The sequence below is a fragment of the Ralstonia sp. A12 genome, assembly GCF_000801955.1.
GTDB lineage: Bacteria > Pseudomonadota > Gammaproteobacteria > Burkholderiales > Burkholderiaceae > Ralstonia.
This window is the reverse complement of sequence record NZ_JSZO01000036.1, coordinates 37384-55132: the sequence shown is the minus strand read 5'-3', so window position 1 is coordinate 55132 and position 17749 is coordinate 37384. Positions and strand designations below refer to the sequence as shown.

Below are 17749 nucleotides of genomic sequence, written 5' to 3'. Positions count from 1 at the left end.
TTAAGAAACCACAACACCGCACACCACCTACTGCAGCGACAATCGCCGGCTGCACCACTCAAGACAAGCCCGTCTACTGCGCCTTGCCGCCGCCTTCACTCATGCCGCTTCCGACGCTTCGCCATCTCCTGTTCCCGCTCGCCGTTGCCGTGCCTGTGCTGCTTGCCGGTTGCGCCACCCAAGGCGCCCAGCAACCCGGCATGACAGCCACATCCTTGCCGGCTGACTCCTCCTACGCCTGCCATTACCCAGCCGTGCCGGGTCAGCCCACCGAGGGCGACGGCAGCTACGGATGCTATTTCGAGCTGCACGACACCACCTCGCGGCAGAAGCTTGCCAACACACCATATGAACTGGTGGTGTTCAAGTCAGAGCGGGATCGGACTGTGTTGGTCTCGGTCGACGGCGTGACCGATGACCAGGGGCGATCGGCCTTTGTCCGGACAGCAGAGCCCGTGGTGATTGGCCAGGTCCGTTTTGTCCAGACCATCGGCACCGGCAAAGCCAGCCGCGCTGCACAGATGGTGCGTCCGACGGATGGCGGTTTTGTACCGTTCAACCCGTACCGCATTGCCGGTTGCGGCTTGACCCACGAAGGCGTGAGCGATGAGCGGGGCTACACGGTCAGCCTGCACTGCGAAACGCAAAGCAACGTCAAGGTGGAGTTCTACCGCAAGCGGTAGGTCGCTATCGGGCACACCACGCCCCTCAAAATCCAACCGTTTTCCATGCATCCATGCGATGCGCGCTCTCGTCATGCATACCTTCTCGGCACCTGCCACATTCACCACGCTCGGCGCCGCACTGGCGCTGAACCTCGCGCTCTCATTGCCCGCTGCTGCGCAAACGAACACCACGGCACCCCGCGTGGTTTCCGAGCTGAAAGACATCCACGTGAAGGCGGGCACCACCCTGCCAAAAGCCGGCGGCACGCAGCATGACCGCGAAGATTGCCCACAAGCGGTTATCCAACCGAAGTCAGCCGCTGCCAAGCGGGTGGCCTCCCAAGGCTGGGCCGTCATGGCCGACGTGCCGCTGGGGCCGTATCGCGCAGTCAGCTTTGCGGGCCAGATGCATGCCGCCACCAGCGGCACCTGCAGCATCACGCAAGGCAACGTGGCGGTGTTCGACAACGACAAGCTGATCGCCCTGGCCTACGGCAAATCAGCAGAAGACACCGCTATCGGCAACCTGATGCCGCTTGAAGGCGGTGCCGTGCGCGTGTGGGATGGTGATATCACCACCTCGCCCGTTGGTGACCTGCATGTCGACGCCGACGGCACGCTGCGCCTGAGCAAGCTTGCCAGCGAAGACGCCGTCTGCCAGGGCCGCGCCAAGGTACCGAACGTCTACGGCATGCCGATCGACAAGGCGCGCAAGGCGCTGGCCGCCAAGGGCTGGAACCCCGTGCGCGCCAAAGCCAGTGGCGACCCTCGGCAAGCTGCATTGTTCAAGCACGGCGTCATTGAGACTGACGATTGCTCGGGAACGGGCCTCGCGTACTGCAGCTACAGCTACGCCAGCACGGCCGGCAAGCTGTCCTTGACCACGATGGGCGAAGACGACCTTCCGAGCGTGGCCGACTACAGCGTCAAGTGCCGCTGATTCAGTCGTCAAACGTCCCCTGGTATTCCGGTGCGGCATCCGATCGGGTGTTCAGTTCGAACATCACGCCGCCCGGCGCGCGGCAGAAGAAACGCGAACCCCGGCCGTTGTTGAACACCTCTGTCTCCATCTTGACGCCCTCGACCTGGAAACGCGTGTGCAGCGCGCGCACGGCATCCAGGCTCGGCAACTCAAACCCGACGTGGAAGTTCCGGGGCCAGGTCAGGGCCTCGTCACCCGCGTGATCGATCACCACGTCAAAGCCGGGGCGCTTGAGGATGTACGACTTGTCCCAGGTGCCCGCAATCGTGAAGCCGAGATGGCGCTCGAAGAACTGGGCCGTCGCAAGGGTATCGGCTGAAGGAAAGCTCAGGTGATTGAGCCTCATAGGGTGCATGGATGCTGTCATCGTCGTTGTCTCTTAGGGTGGCGGTGGCCCAATGCCATACCGCCTGACGACGTCAGAATATGGGCCTGGGCCTACCCCAACAACTCGCATCCAAGCGTCACGGGCGTGGCCTGCAAGCCCGCGCCACTGAACCGTTTACAGCATGGCAGCACGCGGCGTGAATCGCGTTGCTCGCATTCGTGCAGCGCACGTTCAAGTCTCAGCGTCGACCTGTTCTTGCCAGATAGCCGAAAACGGCGGCCCGAACGCGGCGTTCCAGATCTTCAACGTTACTTTCGCCGCGCTCGCCAGCGGCATCCACCAAGCCACGCACCATGGCAAACAGATCGGCTGCGGCCACCTGCGGTTGCGGATGCCGTGGCACCGCACGCAGAACGACGGCATTGACGAGCGACTCCAGGTCCAGATTGTTCGCCTCGCCACGCAGCGCCGGTCGCCCTTCTTCAATATCGAGCAGCTTGGCCAGCACGGGGCGCTGCAACTGCTGCCGCACCGATGCCCCAATCAGATGCTCCAACGCAGCCTTGCCACTGCGCATGGAGAGCGCAGCAGCCATGTCTTCGCTGAACTGTTTTCTTTCGCGGTGCATGAGCGCTGCCGTGAGCGCATCCTTGCCCGGGAAATACTGATAGAGCGAGCCGATGCTGACGCCCGCACGCCGCGCAACGGCGTTCGTGTTGAACCCGCCCAACCCGTCAGCCTCAAGCACCTGGGCTGCCGCCTCGATGATGACGGCCACCGTCTCTTCGGAACGCGGCTGGCTGGGCGCCTTCCTGGGCTTCAACGGTGTGCTGGGTGTACGCCGGCTCATCGCGGCGCCCCCTTGCGCGCACGCTCGCGGGTGTTGCGGGCCACCATGGCAACGATGGTCTCGAAGAGTTCGTCGCGCGCCTGCTTTGGGGTGATCTCGCCATTGGCGGCGGCGTGCGACAGCGCTTCCGCCGCGCCGAGCATCGCGCGCAGTCCCGCCTGCGCCAGCTTGCCGCTGCCGGCAAACGGCGCAAATGCGGCGCGGCACTTGTCGAGAAACGCCGCTTCATACTCGCGCTTGATCGCCTCCAGTTCCGGCGAACCGCTCAACGCGGCATTGACTCCCGGAATCTCCCGCCCCTGGCGCAGCACGCATTCAACGTAGGCGGCGGCAATGACCATCGCACGAGCCTCCAGCGTGGGTTGGCTCCGCGCCAGTGCGGCATCCATCTGCATGGTCTGCTGCGCGTCGTATTCGGCATAGAGCGCGGCGAGCAGGCCCGACCGGGTCTCGAAATGGTCATAGGCCACCGGCTTGGTCACCCCGGCCTGTTCCGCCAGATAACCGAGCGTGAGGGCATCCGTGCCCTCGTCACGAATCAACCGCCATGCCACCTCCAGCAACTGGCGGTGACGCTCGTCCCATGACATCCGGCTGCGCACCTTGCCACCGGCGGCCACTTCATTAGCTTTGTCGCTTGACTTCATAACTTACCAAAAGTAGTTTACCAACGGTAACTTACTGAAAGTATATCGCCGGAGCGCTCCGCGGTTCGGCTCGCCCCCATAGAACAGGAGTGTTGTCATGCATGCCGTCATCGTTGTCACGCACCCCGAGCCGCAGTCGCTCAGCCACAGTGTTGCCGCGCAGATCGGCAAAGGCATAACGCAAGCCAACCCAGACCACACGTTCGAGATTGCCGATCTTGCGGCCGAGGGATTCGACCCGCGCTTCACAGCGGCCGACCTTGCCGTGCACCGGACACAGGCAACACCGGCACCCGATGTACAGGCAGAGCAGGCACGTGTTGCACAGGCCGATACCCTGGTGCTGGTCTACCCCGTTTACTGGTGGTCCATGCCGGGACAACTCAAGGGCTGGATCGACCGCGTGTTCTCGAATGGCTGGGCGTTTGACTACCGGCTCGATGGCACGTTGGTCAAGAAGCTGCGCCACCTGCAGGTGCATCTGGTCGGCATTGGCGGCGCCAATGCGCAGACGTATGCTCGCCACGGCTACACACAGGCGATGAAGACGCAGATCGATCACGGCATCTTCGATTACTGCGGCGCCACGGTCGTCACGTCGGAACTGCTGCTGGAATCGGAAATGCAGGCCCCTGCCCCACACCTGGCAACAGCGCAGGCGATCGGGCGATCGCTTTTTCAACCAGCGTCCCAGGCAGCCTGATTGCACGATCCATGCGGCCGGCGGCACAGTAGCGATCAGGCCAAGCTGAGCCGCACGCATCGCCAAGTTACATATTGTTACATTTAGCGCTGTCGCGTTTGTCGATTCCGCCCACCCGTCATTCGACGTGCAAATAGAGGCGCGAACATCCTGCGGCTCCGATCAATTCACCCCGCACCCCAAGGAGAAACAACATGCGATTCATGGTTCTGCGATTGGCCGACAAGGACACCGAAGCCTCCGTGATGCCCAGCGAAGAACTGCTCACCGCCATGGGCAAGTACATGGAAGACCTCGCCAAAGCTGGGGTGCTGCTGGGCGGCGAAGGCCTGCACCCAAGCTCGCGCGGCGCGCGCGTGGAATTCAAGGGCGGCAAGCCGACGGTGATCGACGGCCCGTTTACCGAGGCCAAGGAGTTGATTGCCGGTTACACCATGCTGCAGGTCAAGTCGGAAGAAGAGGCCCTGGAATGGGTCAAGCGTTGGCCTGGGCTGGACGCCGGCGGCAATGTGCGCCTGGAAGTCCGCCGCGTGTTCGAGGCGGAGGACTTTGGCGCCGAGTTCACCCCGGAAGCACGCGAGCGTGAAGAACGCCTGCGCGCTGAACTGGCGGCCAAGCAGCAATAAGCCACGCTTGCGCATCCACTATGGTCGATTCGACCCAGGCAACACTCGCCATCCACCGCACGATTGATGCGGTGTGGCGCATCGAGTCGGCCAAGATCATTGCCGGGCTCGCCCGCCTGCTGCGCGACGTGGGCCTGGCGGAAGAACTGGCACAGGATGCGCTGGTCGCCGCACTTGAGCGGTGGCCAATGTCGGGCATTCCTGACAACCCAGCGGCTTGGCTGACAACCACCGCCAAGCACCGCGCCATTGACCGGCTGCGGCATCACACGCTTGCCAAGCAAAAGCATGCGCTGCTGGCCATCGAGCTGGAGATCGAACAGGAGCTTACCCAGGCCGATGCAGAAGCCGCGCGCGACGGGGCCATCAGCGATGACCTGCTGCGCCTGGTGTTCATCGCCTGTCATCCGGTGCTGCCGCATGAGGGCCGCGTGGCACTCACATTGCGCCTGCTTGGCGGCCTGACCACCGACGAGATCGCCCGCGCGTTTCTGGTGCCTGAACCCACGGTCGCACAGCGCATCGTGCGCGCGAAGAAGACGCTCTCCGCCGCACGTGTTCCATTCGAGTTGCCCGAGCCTGATCAACTGGCGGAGCGGCTGTCAGCAGTGTTGCAGGTGATCTACCTCATCTTCAACGAAGGCTATGCCGCCACCTCAGGGGATGACTGGACGCGCCCCACGCTGTGCGAAGAAGCGCAGCGCCTGGGCCGCATCCTCGCGGGGCTGATGCCACACGAGCCGGAAGTGCTCGGCCTGCTTGCACTGATGGAGTTGCAGGCCTCGCGCCTGCGTACACGCGTGGGCCCTGGCGGACGCCCCATCCTGCTGATGGAGCAGGACCGCAGCCGGTGGGATTACCTGCTCATCCAGCGCGGCTTCGCGGCCCTCGCTCAGGCGGAAGCCTGCAGGCGTGGCCTTGGGCCATACGGCCTGCAGGCCGCGATTGCCGCTTGCCATGCCAGCGCCCGCACAGCAGACCAGACGGACTGGACCCGCATCGCCGCGCTGTACGACGCGCTCGCGCAAGTCGCGCCGTCACCGGTTGTTGAACTCAACCGCGCCGTGGCCGTTGCCATGGCATATGGCCCGGCTGCAGGGCTTGAGATTGTCGATACGCTGTCCGCCGAGCCTGCGCTGCGCAACTACCACTTGCTACCCAGCGTACGTGCGGATTTTCTGGCGCGGCTCAACCGGTTGGACGAAGCTCGCACCGAGTACGAACGCGCCGCTGCCCTGGCACATAACCGGCAGGAACGTGCACTGCTGCTGGAGCGCGCGGCAAAGTGCGTCATCGCACAGTAGGTACGCGGCACGCAGCTTGCTGACAGGGTTGGGTTGCCTATCCTCTAACGACGGCGTGACCTCCGTTGCGCTGCCGGCGTCCAATCCAGCGTGAACCGTTCTTCCTCTTCTCTTCAAAGCATCCAGGCGCTGCGGGGTTTTGCCGCGCTCTACGTCGTGGTGTTCCATTCGGGCCTGGCGCTCGCGCATGCCGATATCCCTGCCCTCGCGTGGCTGACCACGCATGTGATCAAGCGCGGGCACGTGGGGGTGGATGTCTTCTTCGTCATCAGTGGCTTCATCATTGCGTGGGTCGCCATCCTGGGCTCCAAGGGTCCCGAGACGCCCGGTGAATTTCTCGTCAAACGCGCATTCCGGCTGGCGCCACCGTACTGGTTCATGTCGGTTCTGCATTCCACGTGGCTCAATCCGGTGTCGGCAGGCGTGCTGCTCAGTTCGCTCGCCTTCCTGCCGCAGGCCAATGTGGATGCACCTTACTTTGGCTATCCCGCGCTCTACGTCGGCTGGTCGCTCAACTACGAGGCGTTTTTCTATGCGCTGTGCGCGCTGGGGCTCGCGCTGTTCGGCAGGCGTGCGCTGTGGCTGGTCGCGCTGGCGTTGTTCATCACGACCATCATCGTGCCGTTCTGGCACAGCGGCGTAGTACTGCGCAACCCGGAAGCGCTCTACGACTGGGCCACACCCATGCAGGCAATGGCCGCCAACCCGCTCGTGCTCGAGTTCCTGCTGGGGGCGGGACTGGCGTGGGTGTATGCGGAACATCGGCACCGCCTGACACCCGTTGTGGCTCGTATGCTGTTTGCGGTAGGCCTCTGCATCTTCATCGTCTCGGTCATTGGGCCGGTACCCAGGTTTGATCTGCTCGCACGCGGCCTGCCTGCAGGTGCGTTACTGATCGGCCTGGTGGCGATGGAGCATTGTGGTGCACTGCGTGTGCCGCGCGTGGCGGTCTGGCTGGGTGAGCTGTCGTACGCGCTCTACCTCGTTCACCCAAGCGTGATCGAGACCATGCATCGGCTGGTGGGCGTGCTCGCGCCAGAGTGGATCACTACGCAGCTCATGCTGTTTGCCGTCAACCTTGCGTTGACGCTTGTGCTGGCAGCGTTGCTGCATCGCTATATCGAACTGCCATCCATTGCGCTGGGCCGCAAGACCCTCGACTGGATGCACAGCCAGCAGCATGCCTGGCGAGCACGGCTTGGCCCGCAGAAACCGTGAGCGCTGCATAACGTTTCCGGTTTTTATTCGTTCGCCGCACGACGAGCGTCTCCCACAATGGTTGCCTCAGAAACAATCTGTCGCACGCCATGTCTGCTCATTCCCACTGGTTCCGTTTTGCTCCCACTGTGTTGGCGGCTGCCACGCTGCTTGCATCAACCGCCGCCTCTGCCGATGCCACGCTCGACAAAGTCCAGCAACGCAAGAAGCTGGTGGTGGGTGTAGTGCTGTCGGGCGGGCCGTTCGGGTCCATTGATCCCGCCACGCAGCGCGCGACGGGCTTCAATGTGGATCTGGCGCAAGCGCTTGGGCGCGGGCTGGGCGTGGAGGTGGAAACGGTGCAGGTGCAGCCGTCCAACCGCATCCAGTTCCTGCAGCAGGGGCGCGTGGATATTCTCGTTGCCTCGATGGAGCTGAACCCTGAGCGCGCTGAACTGCTGGCGCACGTGCCCTCACCCTATTACCGCGTGGGCGGCGTAGCGCTGGTGCCAAAGGACAGCCCCGTACAGAAGTGGAGCGACCTGAAGGGCAAGGACGTGTGCCTGTCGCAGGGCAGCAGCTACACCAGGCCGCTGGCAGCCGACATCGGCGCCACGCCCAAGGGCTTCAAGAGCCCGGCGGAGTCCTTACTGGCACTGCGCGGCAACAACTGCGCCGCGGCGGTGCACGACGCCACGCTGCTGCAACCGCTGCCGCGCACCAACCCGGAATGGAAGGACTACCGCATCGTCGGCCCAGACCTGATCCCCTCGCCCACCGTCATCTGGGCACGCAAGGGGGAGAACGACACCGTGGCCGCGCTCGACCGCATCGTGCAAGGCTGGCATCGCGATGGCTGGCTGATCGAGACCGAGAAGAAAAACGGCATCCTGCCGCCGTCGCCCGCGCTGGTCGAGTGGCACGACACGGCAAAGGTCAGCGCCAAGGCGGGCCGTAGCTGAACCGTACTTCGCATGGCTGACGATCTGTTCTTGCGCGTGATCGCGTTGGTCCGCCATACGGGCCTCGACTACGGCTTCCTGACCGAAGCCTATGAACGCAACGCGCTGCTGCAAGGCGCCAGGCTCTCGCTGCTGGTGATGTTCAGTACCGTGGTATTGAGCCTGGTTTTTGGGGTGGTGCTGGCGCGCTTGCTGATCTCACCGCGCAGGCGCCTCGGGCAACTGGCCCAGGGCTTTGTGGAACTCACCCGCAACACGCCCACGCTGGTGCAGTTGTGCTGCGCGTTCCTCGTCGTCAACACGCTCATCACGCAAGCGCTGGCGCAATGGCATCTGACCAACCCGCTCACGCCGTTCTTCTGGGCGGTGGCGATTCTCTCGCTGCATAAGGCGGCCTTTCATGCTGAGGCACTGCGCGGCGGCATCGAGGCGGTGCCGCCCGCCATGCTGGAGGCCGCAACCTCACTGGGCTTCAGCGCGCGAGAACGGCTGTGGCGCGTGCAGCTTCCGTTGGCGTTTCGCGCTGCGCTGCCCTCGTTGATGAACAACACAGTGGAACTGGTGAAGGCGTCCTCGCTGGCCTCGGCCATTGCGGTGGGCGACATCACCTACAGCGCGCTCATGATCTGGACCCAGCGTGACAACGTGCTCGAATGCATGGTGCTGTTGCTGCTGTTCTATGGCGTGGTCACCTATACGGTGCACGCTGCAGGCGTATGGATCGAACGCCGGCTGCGCATGCCAGGCTACGGCACCGCAAGCCATGCCGTTGGGGGAGCATCCGCCCATGCCTGACAACCTCCTCGCAACACTGCTGCATTGGTCACCGGCATTGCTACGTGGGCTTGGTATCAATGTCGGCATCAGCCTGCTTGCCGTTGGGCTGGGCACCTTGATTGGACTGTCCGTCGGTGCGCTGCACCTGTCGCCCGCGCGCTGGCTGCAGCGGCTTGCTGGCGGCTACGTCGTCGCCTTCCGCAATGCGCCTTGGCTCGTGCTTGTGTACGGCATTGCTTACGCGGTGCCGTTCGAGATCGTGGTGCGCGGGCATGTGTTTCCGTTTCCCGACTGGTTCAAGGTCACGCTGGCGCTAGCGCTGCCGGCCAGTGCCCACGTGGCGGAAATCTTCCGTGGCGCGGTGCTGTCGATTCCATCGACGCAATGGGAAGCGGCAGCGTCGTTGGCCTTCACGCGTCGCGACATCCTCTGGCGCATCGTGCTGCCGCAATGCCTGCGCCGCATGCTGCCCTCGTGGATGAACCTGTACGCGGTCATCACCATGGGCACGGCAATGGCCTCGCTGGTGGGCGTGCATGACTTGCTCGACACCGCACAGATCGCCAGCAATACCGTCAACCGTACACCGTTTACGGTGCTCACCTACTTCACCGTGCTCGCCCTGTTCTTCATCTACTGCTACCCGATTTCGCGCCTGACCCGGCGCCTGGAGCGCGCCCATGTCGTCGCCTGATCTGCTGCCCCTTGATGTGCCCGTCACCGGCGCCCCGCTCGTTGCCTTGCGCAATGTGCACCTGACATTCGGCACGACGCCCGTATTGCGCGGCATCGATCTCGACGTGCATCGGGGCCAGGCCGTGTCGATCATTGGGCCATCCGGCTCGGGCAAATCGACGCTCCTGCGCTGCATCAGCGGGCTCATTCGGCCGCAACGGGGCAGCGTGACTGTGGATGGCATCCGCGTCGATCAACTTGCCACCGAGGCCGACACCATTGCCCTGCGCAAGCGCATCGGCTTCGTGTTCCAGCAGTACAACCTGTTTCCGCACCTGAGCGTGCTGGACAACCTGACGGCCGCACCCGTGCGCGTGCTGGGCCGGACCCGGCAAGAGGCTGAAGCCGACGCGCATGCCCTGCTCAGAAAAGTCGGCCTGGCTGACAAGGCGCGTGCGTATCCGGGGCAACTTTCCGGCGGCCAGCAGCAACGCGTGGCGATTGCCCGCGCGCTGGCGATGCGGCCCGAGCTGATCCTGTTTGACGAGGTGACCTCGGCGCTCGACCCGGAAACCGTGGGCGAGGTGCTCAACGTGATCGGAGAGCTAGTCGATGATGGACTGACCTGCGTGCTGGTGACACATGAAATGGCCTTCGCACGCGCCATCAGCGATGAAGTGGTGTTTACCGAGCACGGTGTGGTGGTGGAACGTGGCCCGGCCGAGCAAGTGTTCTCGTCACCGGTCAGCGAGCGCACACGGGCGTTTCTGTCGCGCGCGCTGTCGGGTCATGCTGGGGCGCGACCGCCTTCCCACGCACCGTGGCACGCCGCTTTTGCTAGCGCGGCGTTTGCCGTCTGACCCTCCCCTATCCGCCGATGGCGTGCAGCTCTCCCACCGGGGCGTGCTGCAGCGCCTGCTCCAGATCGGCGATCAGGTCGTCGGCATCCTCCAGGCCAACGTGCAGGCGCAATACGGCACCGGCGTGGCTCCACTGCGCGTGGTCTGACAGGCGCTCGGGTGCCACCACGGTGACAAGGCTCTCGTAGCCACCCCACGAAGCGCCGATGGCGAACAGCTGCAAGGCATCGGAAATACGCTCCGCTGCGGCTTGATCTGCGTCCTTGAGTACAAACGAAACGAGCCCATTGGCGCCCGAGAAATCGCGCTTCCACAACGCATGACCGGGATCCTCCGGCAACGCCGGATAGAACACCTGGCCGACACCCGGTTGCGTCTGCAGCCACTGCGCGACACGCGTTGCGTTGCGCTGGTGCTGCGCCATCCGCACGGGTAGCGTGCGCACACCGCGTAAGGCCAGGTAGGCGTCATCCGCGCCAATCGTCAGGCCCAGCACGTCGTGTGCGGCGGCAATGCGGGCAGCCACCGCTTCCGTGCGCGCAATCACTGCGCCCAGCATCACGTCGGAATGCCCGGCCACGTATTTTGTGGCGGCGAGCACCGAAACATCGGCACCCGCATCCAGCGGACGGAACAGGATGCCCGATGCCCAGGTGTTGTCCGTCGCAAGTGGGATGCCGTGGCGTTGTGCCACGCGGGCGATGGCCTGCAGGTCGTAGATCTCGTACAGCAGCGACCCGGGCGATTCCGTATAGATCAACCGTGTGTGCGGCCGAATGGCTGCCTCAAGGCCGCCGTCGTTGGGCGCCACGTAAGACACCTCGATACCCAGTCGCTGCAGCAGCACAGCGTCCAGCCTGCGCACAGGCGCGTAGATGCTGTCGGTCACGATCACGTGATCACCGGGCGAGAGCAGCGCCAGAAACGTCAACGCGATGGCCGACAGGCCCGACGGCACCAGGAATGCGCGCACGCCGCCTTCAAGCGCCAGCAGTGCGTCTTCCAATGCGCGGTGCGTTTGCGAGCCATGCCGGCCGTAGCTGGCGATGTTCTCGCCGGCCTTGCGGCGCGCATGCACGTCGTGCTGTGCGGCCGTGCTGGCGTGGCGCACGGTACTGGTGCGCTCGATGGGCACGTTGACGGGTGCGGTGCCGTCGACAAACGGGGGGCTGCCTGCGTGAATGATCCGCGTGGCAAGCGCTTCCGGCACGTTGTGGGATGCGCGGGTCATTGAGTCACCACCTCGGCCGGTTCGTTGGCGAGCGCATCAGGACTGCCCAGCGCAAATAGCGCGCGCTCCTGTGCATCCAGTTGTGCCACCAGCCCGATCTCCCAGGCGAGATAGCCACGTGCGGCATCCAGATTACCGTCGTGCCGGTCGTGCACGAAGAAGAGGTAATCGATGCGTTCAGCCTCGGTCGGCAACGCTGGTGTTGCCTCAAGCGGATACCCGGCGGCATGCCACGCGGCAACGCCACCTTCAAGGCGCCGCACAGACACCGCCCCCTGCTCGCGCAAATCCACCGCGGCAAGCGCGCTGACCGAAACCTCATCGTCAACCAGCACGACGTGTGCGCCGCGCACATCGTGCACATCGCGTAACTGTCGCCGCGTTGCCCAGCGTGCGCCGGGGATATGCGCCGTACGATAGGCCGCGCTGCTGCGCAGGTCGAACAGCACGGCCTCACCGTGCGCGAAAGCATTGCGCAGCGTGCCCGCATCAATGCCCACGGGCGGAGCCGGCTGCCATTGCGCGTCGTCCGTCGCCAGTGCTGCGGCATTCGCTTCGCTCAGGCCACCTTCCAACACGACAGCGTCGTGCCCCATCTGATGCAGCCAACTGGCGATTACGGGCGCGCGGATACCGTCATCGTCAAAGACGATCAACCACGCGCCGCGCACGCCGACATACTGGTCTGTGGCCTGCAGCAGCTGGCCACCCGGCGCATGCGCGGCACCAGGCAAGCTGCCGCGTGCAAATGCGTCAGCGGTACGCAGGTCAAGCAGAAAGACCGTACGCGCCCCGCGCTGTCGCTCGGCTTGAACCGCTGCTGCAGTCACCGTCGACACGGCAAAGCGGTGCGACAACGCAGCCACGGTCTCTTTCGCGCGTCGGCGTGCCGACACATCGATCGTGTCGGGGTAGCAGCGGTCGGCGCCGTGCTCCAACGTCAGACCGTGCAACTGCCAGCCTTGCGTGCCGTTCTCCAGCGCATAGATCGGGTTGGGCAACCCCAGATTGCGCAGCGTCTGTGCACCGATGATGCTGCGTGTGCGGCCTGCGCAGTTGACGACGACCGGCGTGTCGTCATCCGGAATGAGCGCGTGCGCGCGCAGTGCCAGTTCACCGTTCGGGCAAGCCACGGCGCCGGGAATGGTCATGCGGCGGTACTCGGCGACGGTGCGACCATCCAGCAACACGTGGCGCTTGTGCTCGCGCTGCCAGGCCGCCAGCTCGCCCGCCGTGATGTGCGGCGTGTCATAGGCCAGCTCTGCCAGTTCACCAAACGTCTTGGACGGAACGTTGATGCCCTTGAACAGCGAGAACCCAGCGGCCTGCCAAGCAGCGTTTCCACCTTCAAGCACGTGCACATTTTCGTAGCCGAGATCGAGCAAGCGCCGCGCAGCCAGCGTGGCAAGTGCCCCGCCATCAGCATCCGTCACCACCAGCCGAACATTGCGCCGGGGCGCAAGGCGCACGCCGTCGATCTCCAGCCTGCTGTACGGAACAGGCGTTGCCAGAAAAAGATGTCCCTCGCCAAATTCACCGGCTTCGCGCACATCGAACAACGCGACCTCCGCACCGTCGTGGAGCCACGCCTTCAACGTGACGGCATCAATGGAAGGAACAGACATGCGGGCCTCGCGCGTAACGGAAAGGCCCATGGTAGGCACACCGCCCCACGCGCGAGAACGAACCGATGCGTCTATGCATATGCAGGATGCTGCGTTGGTAGCGGGGGTTCAACGGCCTACACTGGGCGTCTCCTCTCTGCCTCTTCACCCTCTCCGACGCGCCATGAGCCTGACCCAGCAACGCGACCAAGCGGTCCGTCAAACCCTCATCGCCGTCCGCGCCATTGCTGCGCAGGATGGCATCACGCACACCTCACTCGCGCGCATTGCCGATCGGCTGCAGGAGCTGGCCGCGCAGGAAGCGCTGTTCCCCTTCGACGCCTTTCCGCCACCGCCTTCTGACGATGCGGATGCCGCCAGCCGCTACCTGCTGCATGAAGAGACCGACAAGACCTTCGCGCTGTACCTGAACACGATCAATCCGGGCAAGATCACGCCGCCGCACAACCACACCACGTGGGCAGTGATCGTTGCGCTGGAAGGTGAAGAATTGAACCGCGTATACGTACGCACGGACGATGGCCGCGACCCCGAACAGGCCACGCTCGCCCTGTCGCGCGAGGTGGTCGTGCAACCCGGAACGCCCATCACGTTTCTTGCTGACGACATCCACAGTATCCACGTGGTCGGCAACAAACCCACGCGCCACTTCCACCTGTACGGCCGCGCGCTGGAAACACTGATCGGCCGCGTCGGCTTCGACCTCGCCACGGGGCGCGTGCTCAACTACAACCGCAACTACATGAGCGCGACCAAGCAGGCCGCCTGATACGGCCACGGGCAAGCTTCACGCTGTCGTTGCGGTAAAGACATGCGCCTGGATCTTTCCGTCCACCGGCCCCGGACCGAACCGCGCGGCCAGCGCTTCCGTGCATGCATCGGTGGCGGCGGATAGCGCATCGGGGCCGAATGCCTCCAGCTCGCCGCGCAATGGCGTGCCCTGGCAGTAGGCGAACGCCGGCAACCGGGCGGTGTCGGCACGGCTGCGTGCAGACACGGTCTCGCACACCACCTGTGTAAAGCCGCCGAGCCGCACGTCCGCTTCAATCAACACGGGGTTGTGATGGCCATGCGGCGTGCGCGCCAGGAACGCCGGCGGATTGTCAGGAAAGACACTCGCCAGTGTGCACGTGACCACGTGCGCAAACTCGTTGTCTTCAATGCGGTCCCACACGTTGAAGAGCAGCGTGCCGCCCGGCCGCAACACGCGGCGGGCCTCGGCAAAGGCTTTCGGACGATCGGGAAAGAACATCGCGCCAAACTGGCAGATCACCAGATCGAAACTGCCATCGTCAAACGGCAGTTGCTGCGCATCGGCTGGCTGCCAGGTCACGGCGCGGCATGTGCCGATGGTCGCGGCGCGATCGAGCATCGGCGGGTTGAGGTCGGTCGCCACAATGGTCGTGGCCTCTGGAAGCGTGCGCGCCAGCGCGCGCGTGACGGCGCCTGTTCCGGCCGCCGCTTCCAGCACACGTGTTGGAGCAAACGCGGCGGCCCTGGCCGCTATATCGACTGCATAGGGCTCAAAGATCAGAGGGACCAGCAGCGTGTCATACAGCTCAGGAATCGAACCGCCGAATACCTTATCGGTGCCATGCGCTTCCATCGTTCACCACCTTCGCCCGGCAGGATGGGCGGGCATCCACCGTTATAGGCCGGATCATTGCACTCGGCACTCCGCCAAGTTGAGGAGAGACCAGATCGACGCCAGCATGGCGGCTTCGACTGTCAGGGCAATGATGCTGGCGCGCGGCGGCGAGATGCCACGGTTTTCTCGGCCAAGCCCGCGGCCTGGCGCGGCACACGGCCGAGCGTGGGCTTCAACACTGGCGTCTGCTGAGCCAGGAATTCCCACAGCCGATTGGCAACCGGCCCATGTGGCCGGTCACGCCGGCGCGCGACCACCAGATCCTCCACCGTGCCGGGGAAATGGCGCCCCGCAATCGACAGTAACCGCCCTTCGAGCAACTCCGCCTCGATCATGAAGCGCGGCAGATGCCCCCACGCCATGCCATGCAGGATCAGTTCCTTCTTCATCAGCTGGTCGGGAACAAAGCACTGCGGGGCGCCTTCCACAACGTAGTGCGTTTGCGACGGAGGCTGCCGTGCTGAATCGTTGATCACGCACTGCATGAAGCGCTGCATCTGTTGCGGCGTGAGGGCAGACGTAGGTTGGAACGGCAGAAAGCCGGGCGCGACCACCGGCACCATCGCGATCTTGCCCAGGTCGATCCACTCCATGCGCACGTCGCCCTTCGGCACGCGGTGCACGATCAGATCGGCCTCGTCTTCCAGCAATCGCTCCCACGGGCCGGTCACAGCTTCGAACTGAAGCTGCAGGCGCGTTTGCGGGCACTGCCCGAAGAACTGGCTGAGCAATGCCAGCACCGGTTGCAGCGGGCACAGATCGCCCAGCACCACGCGCAACTCGGCCTCTTCACCCATCGCCAATTGCTTGGCGTGGGTCCGCAGCTCATCGCTCTCGCGCAGCAACGACTGGGCTTTGCGATGGAAAGACTGGCCGGCCTCTGTCAGCCGCACGCGATAACCGCTGCGATCCAGCAGGCTCAAGCCCAGTTGCTCCTCCAGCTTGGCCACCGCCGCAAACACCGAGGGATGCGAGCGATGCAGCCGGTCCGCCGCCGCCTGGAAGCTCCCCCCGGCCACAACGGCATCGAAGCACTGCAGTTCATGGAGCGTGAAATTCGACATTGTTGTCTAACTCTACAGAGTTATTTCAAACTTTATAGTATCTATGAAACGATCCGACTTCTACGATGACTCCACCTTAAACACGTTCGGAGCCCATCATGGAATCTCACAACACCCTCTCGTTCATCACCACTGGCGACGGCGTGCGCCTGGCCTACCGCTTTGACGGCTCGCCCAACAAGCCTGTGCTGCTGCTGTCCAACTCCATCGGTACCGACCTGCACATGTGGGACGTGACCGTGCCGCAGCTTGCCGAGCACTTCCGCGTGCTGCGCTATGACGCACGCGGCCATGGCGCATCCGACGCGCCTTCGGGGCCATACTCGCTCGACCGGTTGGGGCGTGATGTGGTGGAACTGCTCGACGCGCTCGGCCTGCAACGCGTGCACATGTTGGGGTTGTCGCTGGGCGGCATCGTTGCGCAATGGCTGGGCATCCACGTGCCGGAGCGCCTCGACCGCCTGGTGTTGTCAAACACCGCCGCCCACATCGGCCCGACGCAGTACTTTGACAACGCCATCGCAGAGCTGCAGCGCGCACCCGACATGCAAGCCACGGCCGAGACGTTCCTGCGCAACTGGTTCCCTGCACGCATGCTGGAAACGAATGACCCGACCGTCACGCCCTTCCGCCGCGCGCTGCTGACAACACCGCGCGAGGGCATCATCGGTGGCTGGGCTGCGGTGCGCGATTCCGACCTGCGCCGGACGATTGCGCTCATCCCGCACCCGACGCTGGTCATCGCGGGCCTGCACGACACGGTGACGTCCGCCCGCCACGGCGAGGAAATTGCCGCCACCATTCCGGGCGCACAGCTGCGCATGCTGGACACCGTACACCTCGCCAACGTGGAGCAGCCCGAAGCATTTATCGACCTGGTGCTGGATTTCCTGGCCGTACGCGAAACGGCATAGCGGATCGACATGCCGCAACCCGCCCGGTTGCGGTTAACATGGCGGCCATCCAACCGATGTGCCGCCAGACATGTCCCGCGTCAAGAACGAAGACGAATTCGAGCTGCGCCGCGAAAGCGTGCTCGACACCGCCGCTGAGGCCTTTGCCGCCGACAGCTACCCGAGCGTGTCGATGAACCAGCTTGCCGCAGCCTGCGGCGGCTCGAAGTCGCGCCTGTATCACTACTACGAAGGCAAGGAAGCGATCCTCTTCGACCTGCTCGACCGCTACACCACGCGGCTGGCCGATCTGGTCGAACGGGCTGAAAGCGATGCGCGGCACGCCAAGCTGTCAGCACGGGCTACGCTGCATCTGTTGATCCGCACCTTCCTGGCCGAGTATGCGACGTCGCGCACGCGACACGTGGCGCTACTCAATGACGTGAAATACCTGTCGCCGGAGCAGCGCGACATCGTGCTGGCGCGTGAGCGGGACGTAGTGGCCGCCGTGGGCCGGCAGCTCGGCGCAGCCTACCCCGAGAAGGTGGACGAGGCCAACCGTACCCCCATCACGATGATGCTGTTCGGCATGATGAACTGGACCTTCACCTGGCTCAAACCAGACGGCCCGCTATCGTATGAAGGCTATGCCGAGATGGTGATCGAGATGCTGGAGAACGGGCTCAGTGGCCCGGACGCTAAGAAGGGCTGA

20 protein-coding genes are annotated in these 17749 nt (G+C 64.3%); 13 read left to right on the top strand and 7 right to left on the bottom strand.

Translation table 11 applies throughout. The features are described from left to right. The first annotated feature begins 200 nt into the window (after window positions 1–200). Together PI87_RS25940 and PI87_RS25935 are read left to right on the top strand one after the other, a co-directional pair. Window positions 201–683 carry a hypothetical protein gene (locus tag PI87_RS25940; protein WP_157003250.1) on the top strand — a complete coding sequence of 161 codons (483 nt, stop codon included), beginning with the start codon at window positions 201–203 and terminating at the stop codon, window positions 681–683. Between the two features lie 58 nt (window positions 684–741). Further along, the gene (locus PI87_RS25935; protein WP_052321778.1) at window positions 742–1605 is read left to right on the top strand and encodes a PASTA domain-containing protein; all 864 of its coding nucleotides are present in this window, start codon (window positions 742–744) and stop codon (window positions 1603–1605) included. A gap of 1 nt (window position 1606) precedes the next feature. Here PI87_RS25935 and PI87_RS25930 read toward each other — a convergent pair whose 3' ends face one another. From PI87_RS25930 to PI87_RS25920, 3 genes are all read right to left on the bottom strand, one after another. Beyond that, on the bottom strand, window positions 1607–1993 hold the full coding sequence (locus tag PI87_RS25930) for a VOC family protein (RefSeq protein ID WP_039600618.1): 387 nt from the start codon (window positions 1991–1993) through the stop codon (window positions 1607–1609). A gap of 220 nt (window positions 1994–2213) precedes the next feature. Then, entirely contained in the window at window positions 2214–2825 is a 612-nt protein-coding gene (locus tag PI87_RS25925) for a TetR/AcrR family transcriptional regulator (protein WP_039600617.1), read from the bottom strand. After that, the gene (locus PI87_RS25920) at window positions 2822–3472 is read right to left on the bottom strand and encodes a TetR/AcrR family transcriptional regulator (RefSeq protein ID WP_052321777.1); all 651 of its coding nucleotides are present in this window, start codon (window positions 3470–3472) and stop codon (window positions 2822–2824) included. Before PI87_RS25920 ends, PI87_RS25925 begins: the two co-directional genes overlap by 4 nt. 97 nt (window positions 3473–3569) lie before the next feature. Here PI87_RS25920 and PI87_RS25915 point away from each other — a divergent pair, with 97 nt between their 5' ends. The 8 genes from PI87_RS25915 to PI87_RS25880 all read left to right on the top strand — a co-directional run bounded on the left by PI87_RS25915 (window position 3570) and on the right by PI87_RS25880 (window position 10576). After that, window positions 3570–4175, top strand: a complete 606-nt coding sequence (locus PI87_RS25915; protein WP_039600616.1) for an NAD(P)H-dependent oxidoreductase — start codon at window positions 3570–3572, stop codon at window positions 4173–4175. A 194-nt stretch (window positions 4176–4369) separates the two neighbouring features. Then, window positions 4370–4801: a YciI family protein gene (locus PI87_RS25910; RefSeq protein ID WP_039600615.1), complete on the top strand. Its 432-nt coding sequence runs from the start codon at window positions 4370–4372 to the stop codon at window positions 4799–4801. Window positions 4802–4821: 20 nt separating this feature from the next. Next, on the top strand, window positions 4822–6105 hold the full coding sequence (locus tag PI87_RS25905) for an RNA polymerase sigma factor (RefSeq protein WP_039600614.1): 1284 nt from the start codon (window positions 4822–4824) through the stop codon (window positions 6103–6105). 90 nt (window positions 6106–6195) lie between these two features. Continuing rightward, a complete protein-coding gene (locus PI87_RS25900; RefSeq protein WP_039600613.1) occupies window positions 6196–7323 on the top strand; it encodes an acyltransferase family protein in 1128 nt (375 codons plus the stop codon). 89 nt (window positions 7324–7412) lie between these two features. Beyond that, entirely contained in the window at window positions 7413–8264 is an 852-nt protein-coding gene (locus PI87_RS25895) for a transporter substrate-binding domain-containing protein (RefSeq protein ID WP_039600612.1), read from the top strand. A 12-nt stretch (window positions 8265–8276) separates the two neighbouring features. Further along, the gene (locus tag PI87_RS25890) at window positions 8277–9059 is read left to right on the top strand and encodes an amino acid ABC transporter permease (RefSeq protein ID WP_039600611.1); all 783 of its coding nucleotides are present in this window, start codon (window positions 8277–8279) and stop codon (window positions 9057–9059) included. Further along, entirely contained in the window at window positions 9052–9735 is a 684-nt protein-coding gene (locus PI87_RS25885; protein ID WP_039600610.1) for an amino acid ABC transporter permease, read from the top strand. Before PI87_RS25890 ends, PI87_RS25885 begins: the two co-directional genes overlap by 8 nt. Then, a complete protein-coding gene (locus tag PI87_RS25880; protein WP_039600609.1) occupies window positions 9722–10576 on the top strand; it encodes an amino acid ABC transporter ATP-binding protein in 855 nt (284 codons plus the stop codon). Before PI87_RS25885 ends, PI87_RS25880 begins: the two co-directional genes overlap by 14 nt. Window positions 10577–10583: 7 nt before the next feature. On the opposite strand, the gene metC is transcribed toward PI87_RS25880, so the two are convergent. Continuing rightward, a complete protein-coding gene (gene metC, locus PI87_RS25875; protein WP_039600608.1) occupies window positions 10584–11807 on the bottom strand; it encodes a cystathionine beta-lyase in 1224 nt (407 codons plus the stop codon). Further along, window positions 11804–13432, bottom strand: a complete 1629-nt coding sequence (locus PI87_RS25870; protein WP_039600607.1) for a rhodanese-like domain-containing protein — start codon at window positions 13430–13432, stop codon at window positions 11804–11806. The genes metC and PI87_RS25870 overlap by 4 nt, the downstream gene beginning before the upstream one ends. 163 nt (window positions 13433–13595) lie before the next feature. Between PI87_RS25870 and PI87_RS25865 the strand changes: the two genes are divergently transcribed. After that, a complete protein-coding gene (locus PI87_RS25865; protein ID WP_039600606.1) occupies window positions 13596–14201 on the top strand; it encodes a cysteine dioxygenase family protein in 606 nt (201 codons plus the stop codon). 18 nt (window positions 14202–14219) lie between these two features. Here PI87_RS25865 and PI87_RS25860 read toward each other — a convergent pair whose 3' ends face one another. Next, window positions 14220–15038 (bottom strand): class I SAM-dependent methyltransferase, encoded by an 819-nt coding sequence (locus PI87_RS25860; protein WP_039600605.1) that lies wholly within the window; start codon window positions 15036–15038, stop codon window positions 14220–14222. Window positions 15039–15160: 122 nt separating this feature from the next. Continuing rightward, window positions 15161–16144 carry a LysR family transcriptional regulator gene (locus tag PI87_RS25855; protein WP_039600604.1) on the bottom strand — a complete coding sequence of 328 codons (984 nt, stop codon included), beginning with the start codon at window positions 16142–16144 and terminating at the stop codon, window positions 15161–15163. A 98-nt stretch (window positions 16145–16242) separates the two neighbouring features. Between PI87_RS25855 and pcaD the strand changes: the two genes are divergently transcribed. Both pcaD and PI87_RS25845 read left to right on the top strand, forming a co-directional pair. Continuing rightward, entirely contained in the window at window positions 16243–17058 is an 816-nt protein-coding gene (gene pcaD / locus PI87_RS25850) for a 3-oxoadipate enol-lactonase (protein WP_039600603.1), read from the top strand. Window positions 17059–17128: 70 nt separating this feature from the next. After that, window positions 17129–17749: a TetR/AcrR family transcriptional regulator gene (locus PI87_RS25845; protein WP_039600602.1), complete on the top strand. Its 621-nt coding sequence runs from the start codon at window positions 17129–17131 to the stop codon at window positions 17747–17749.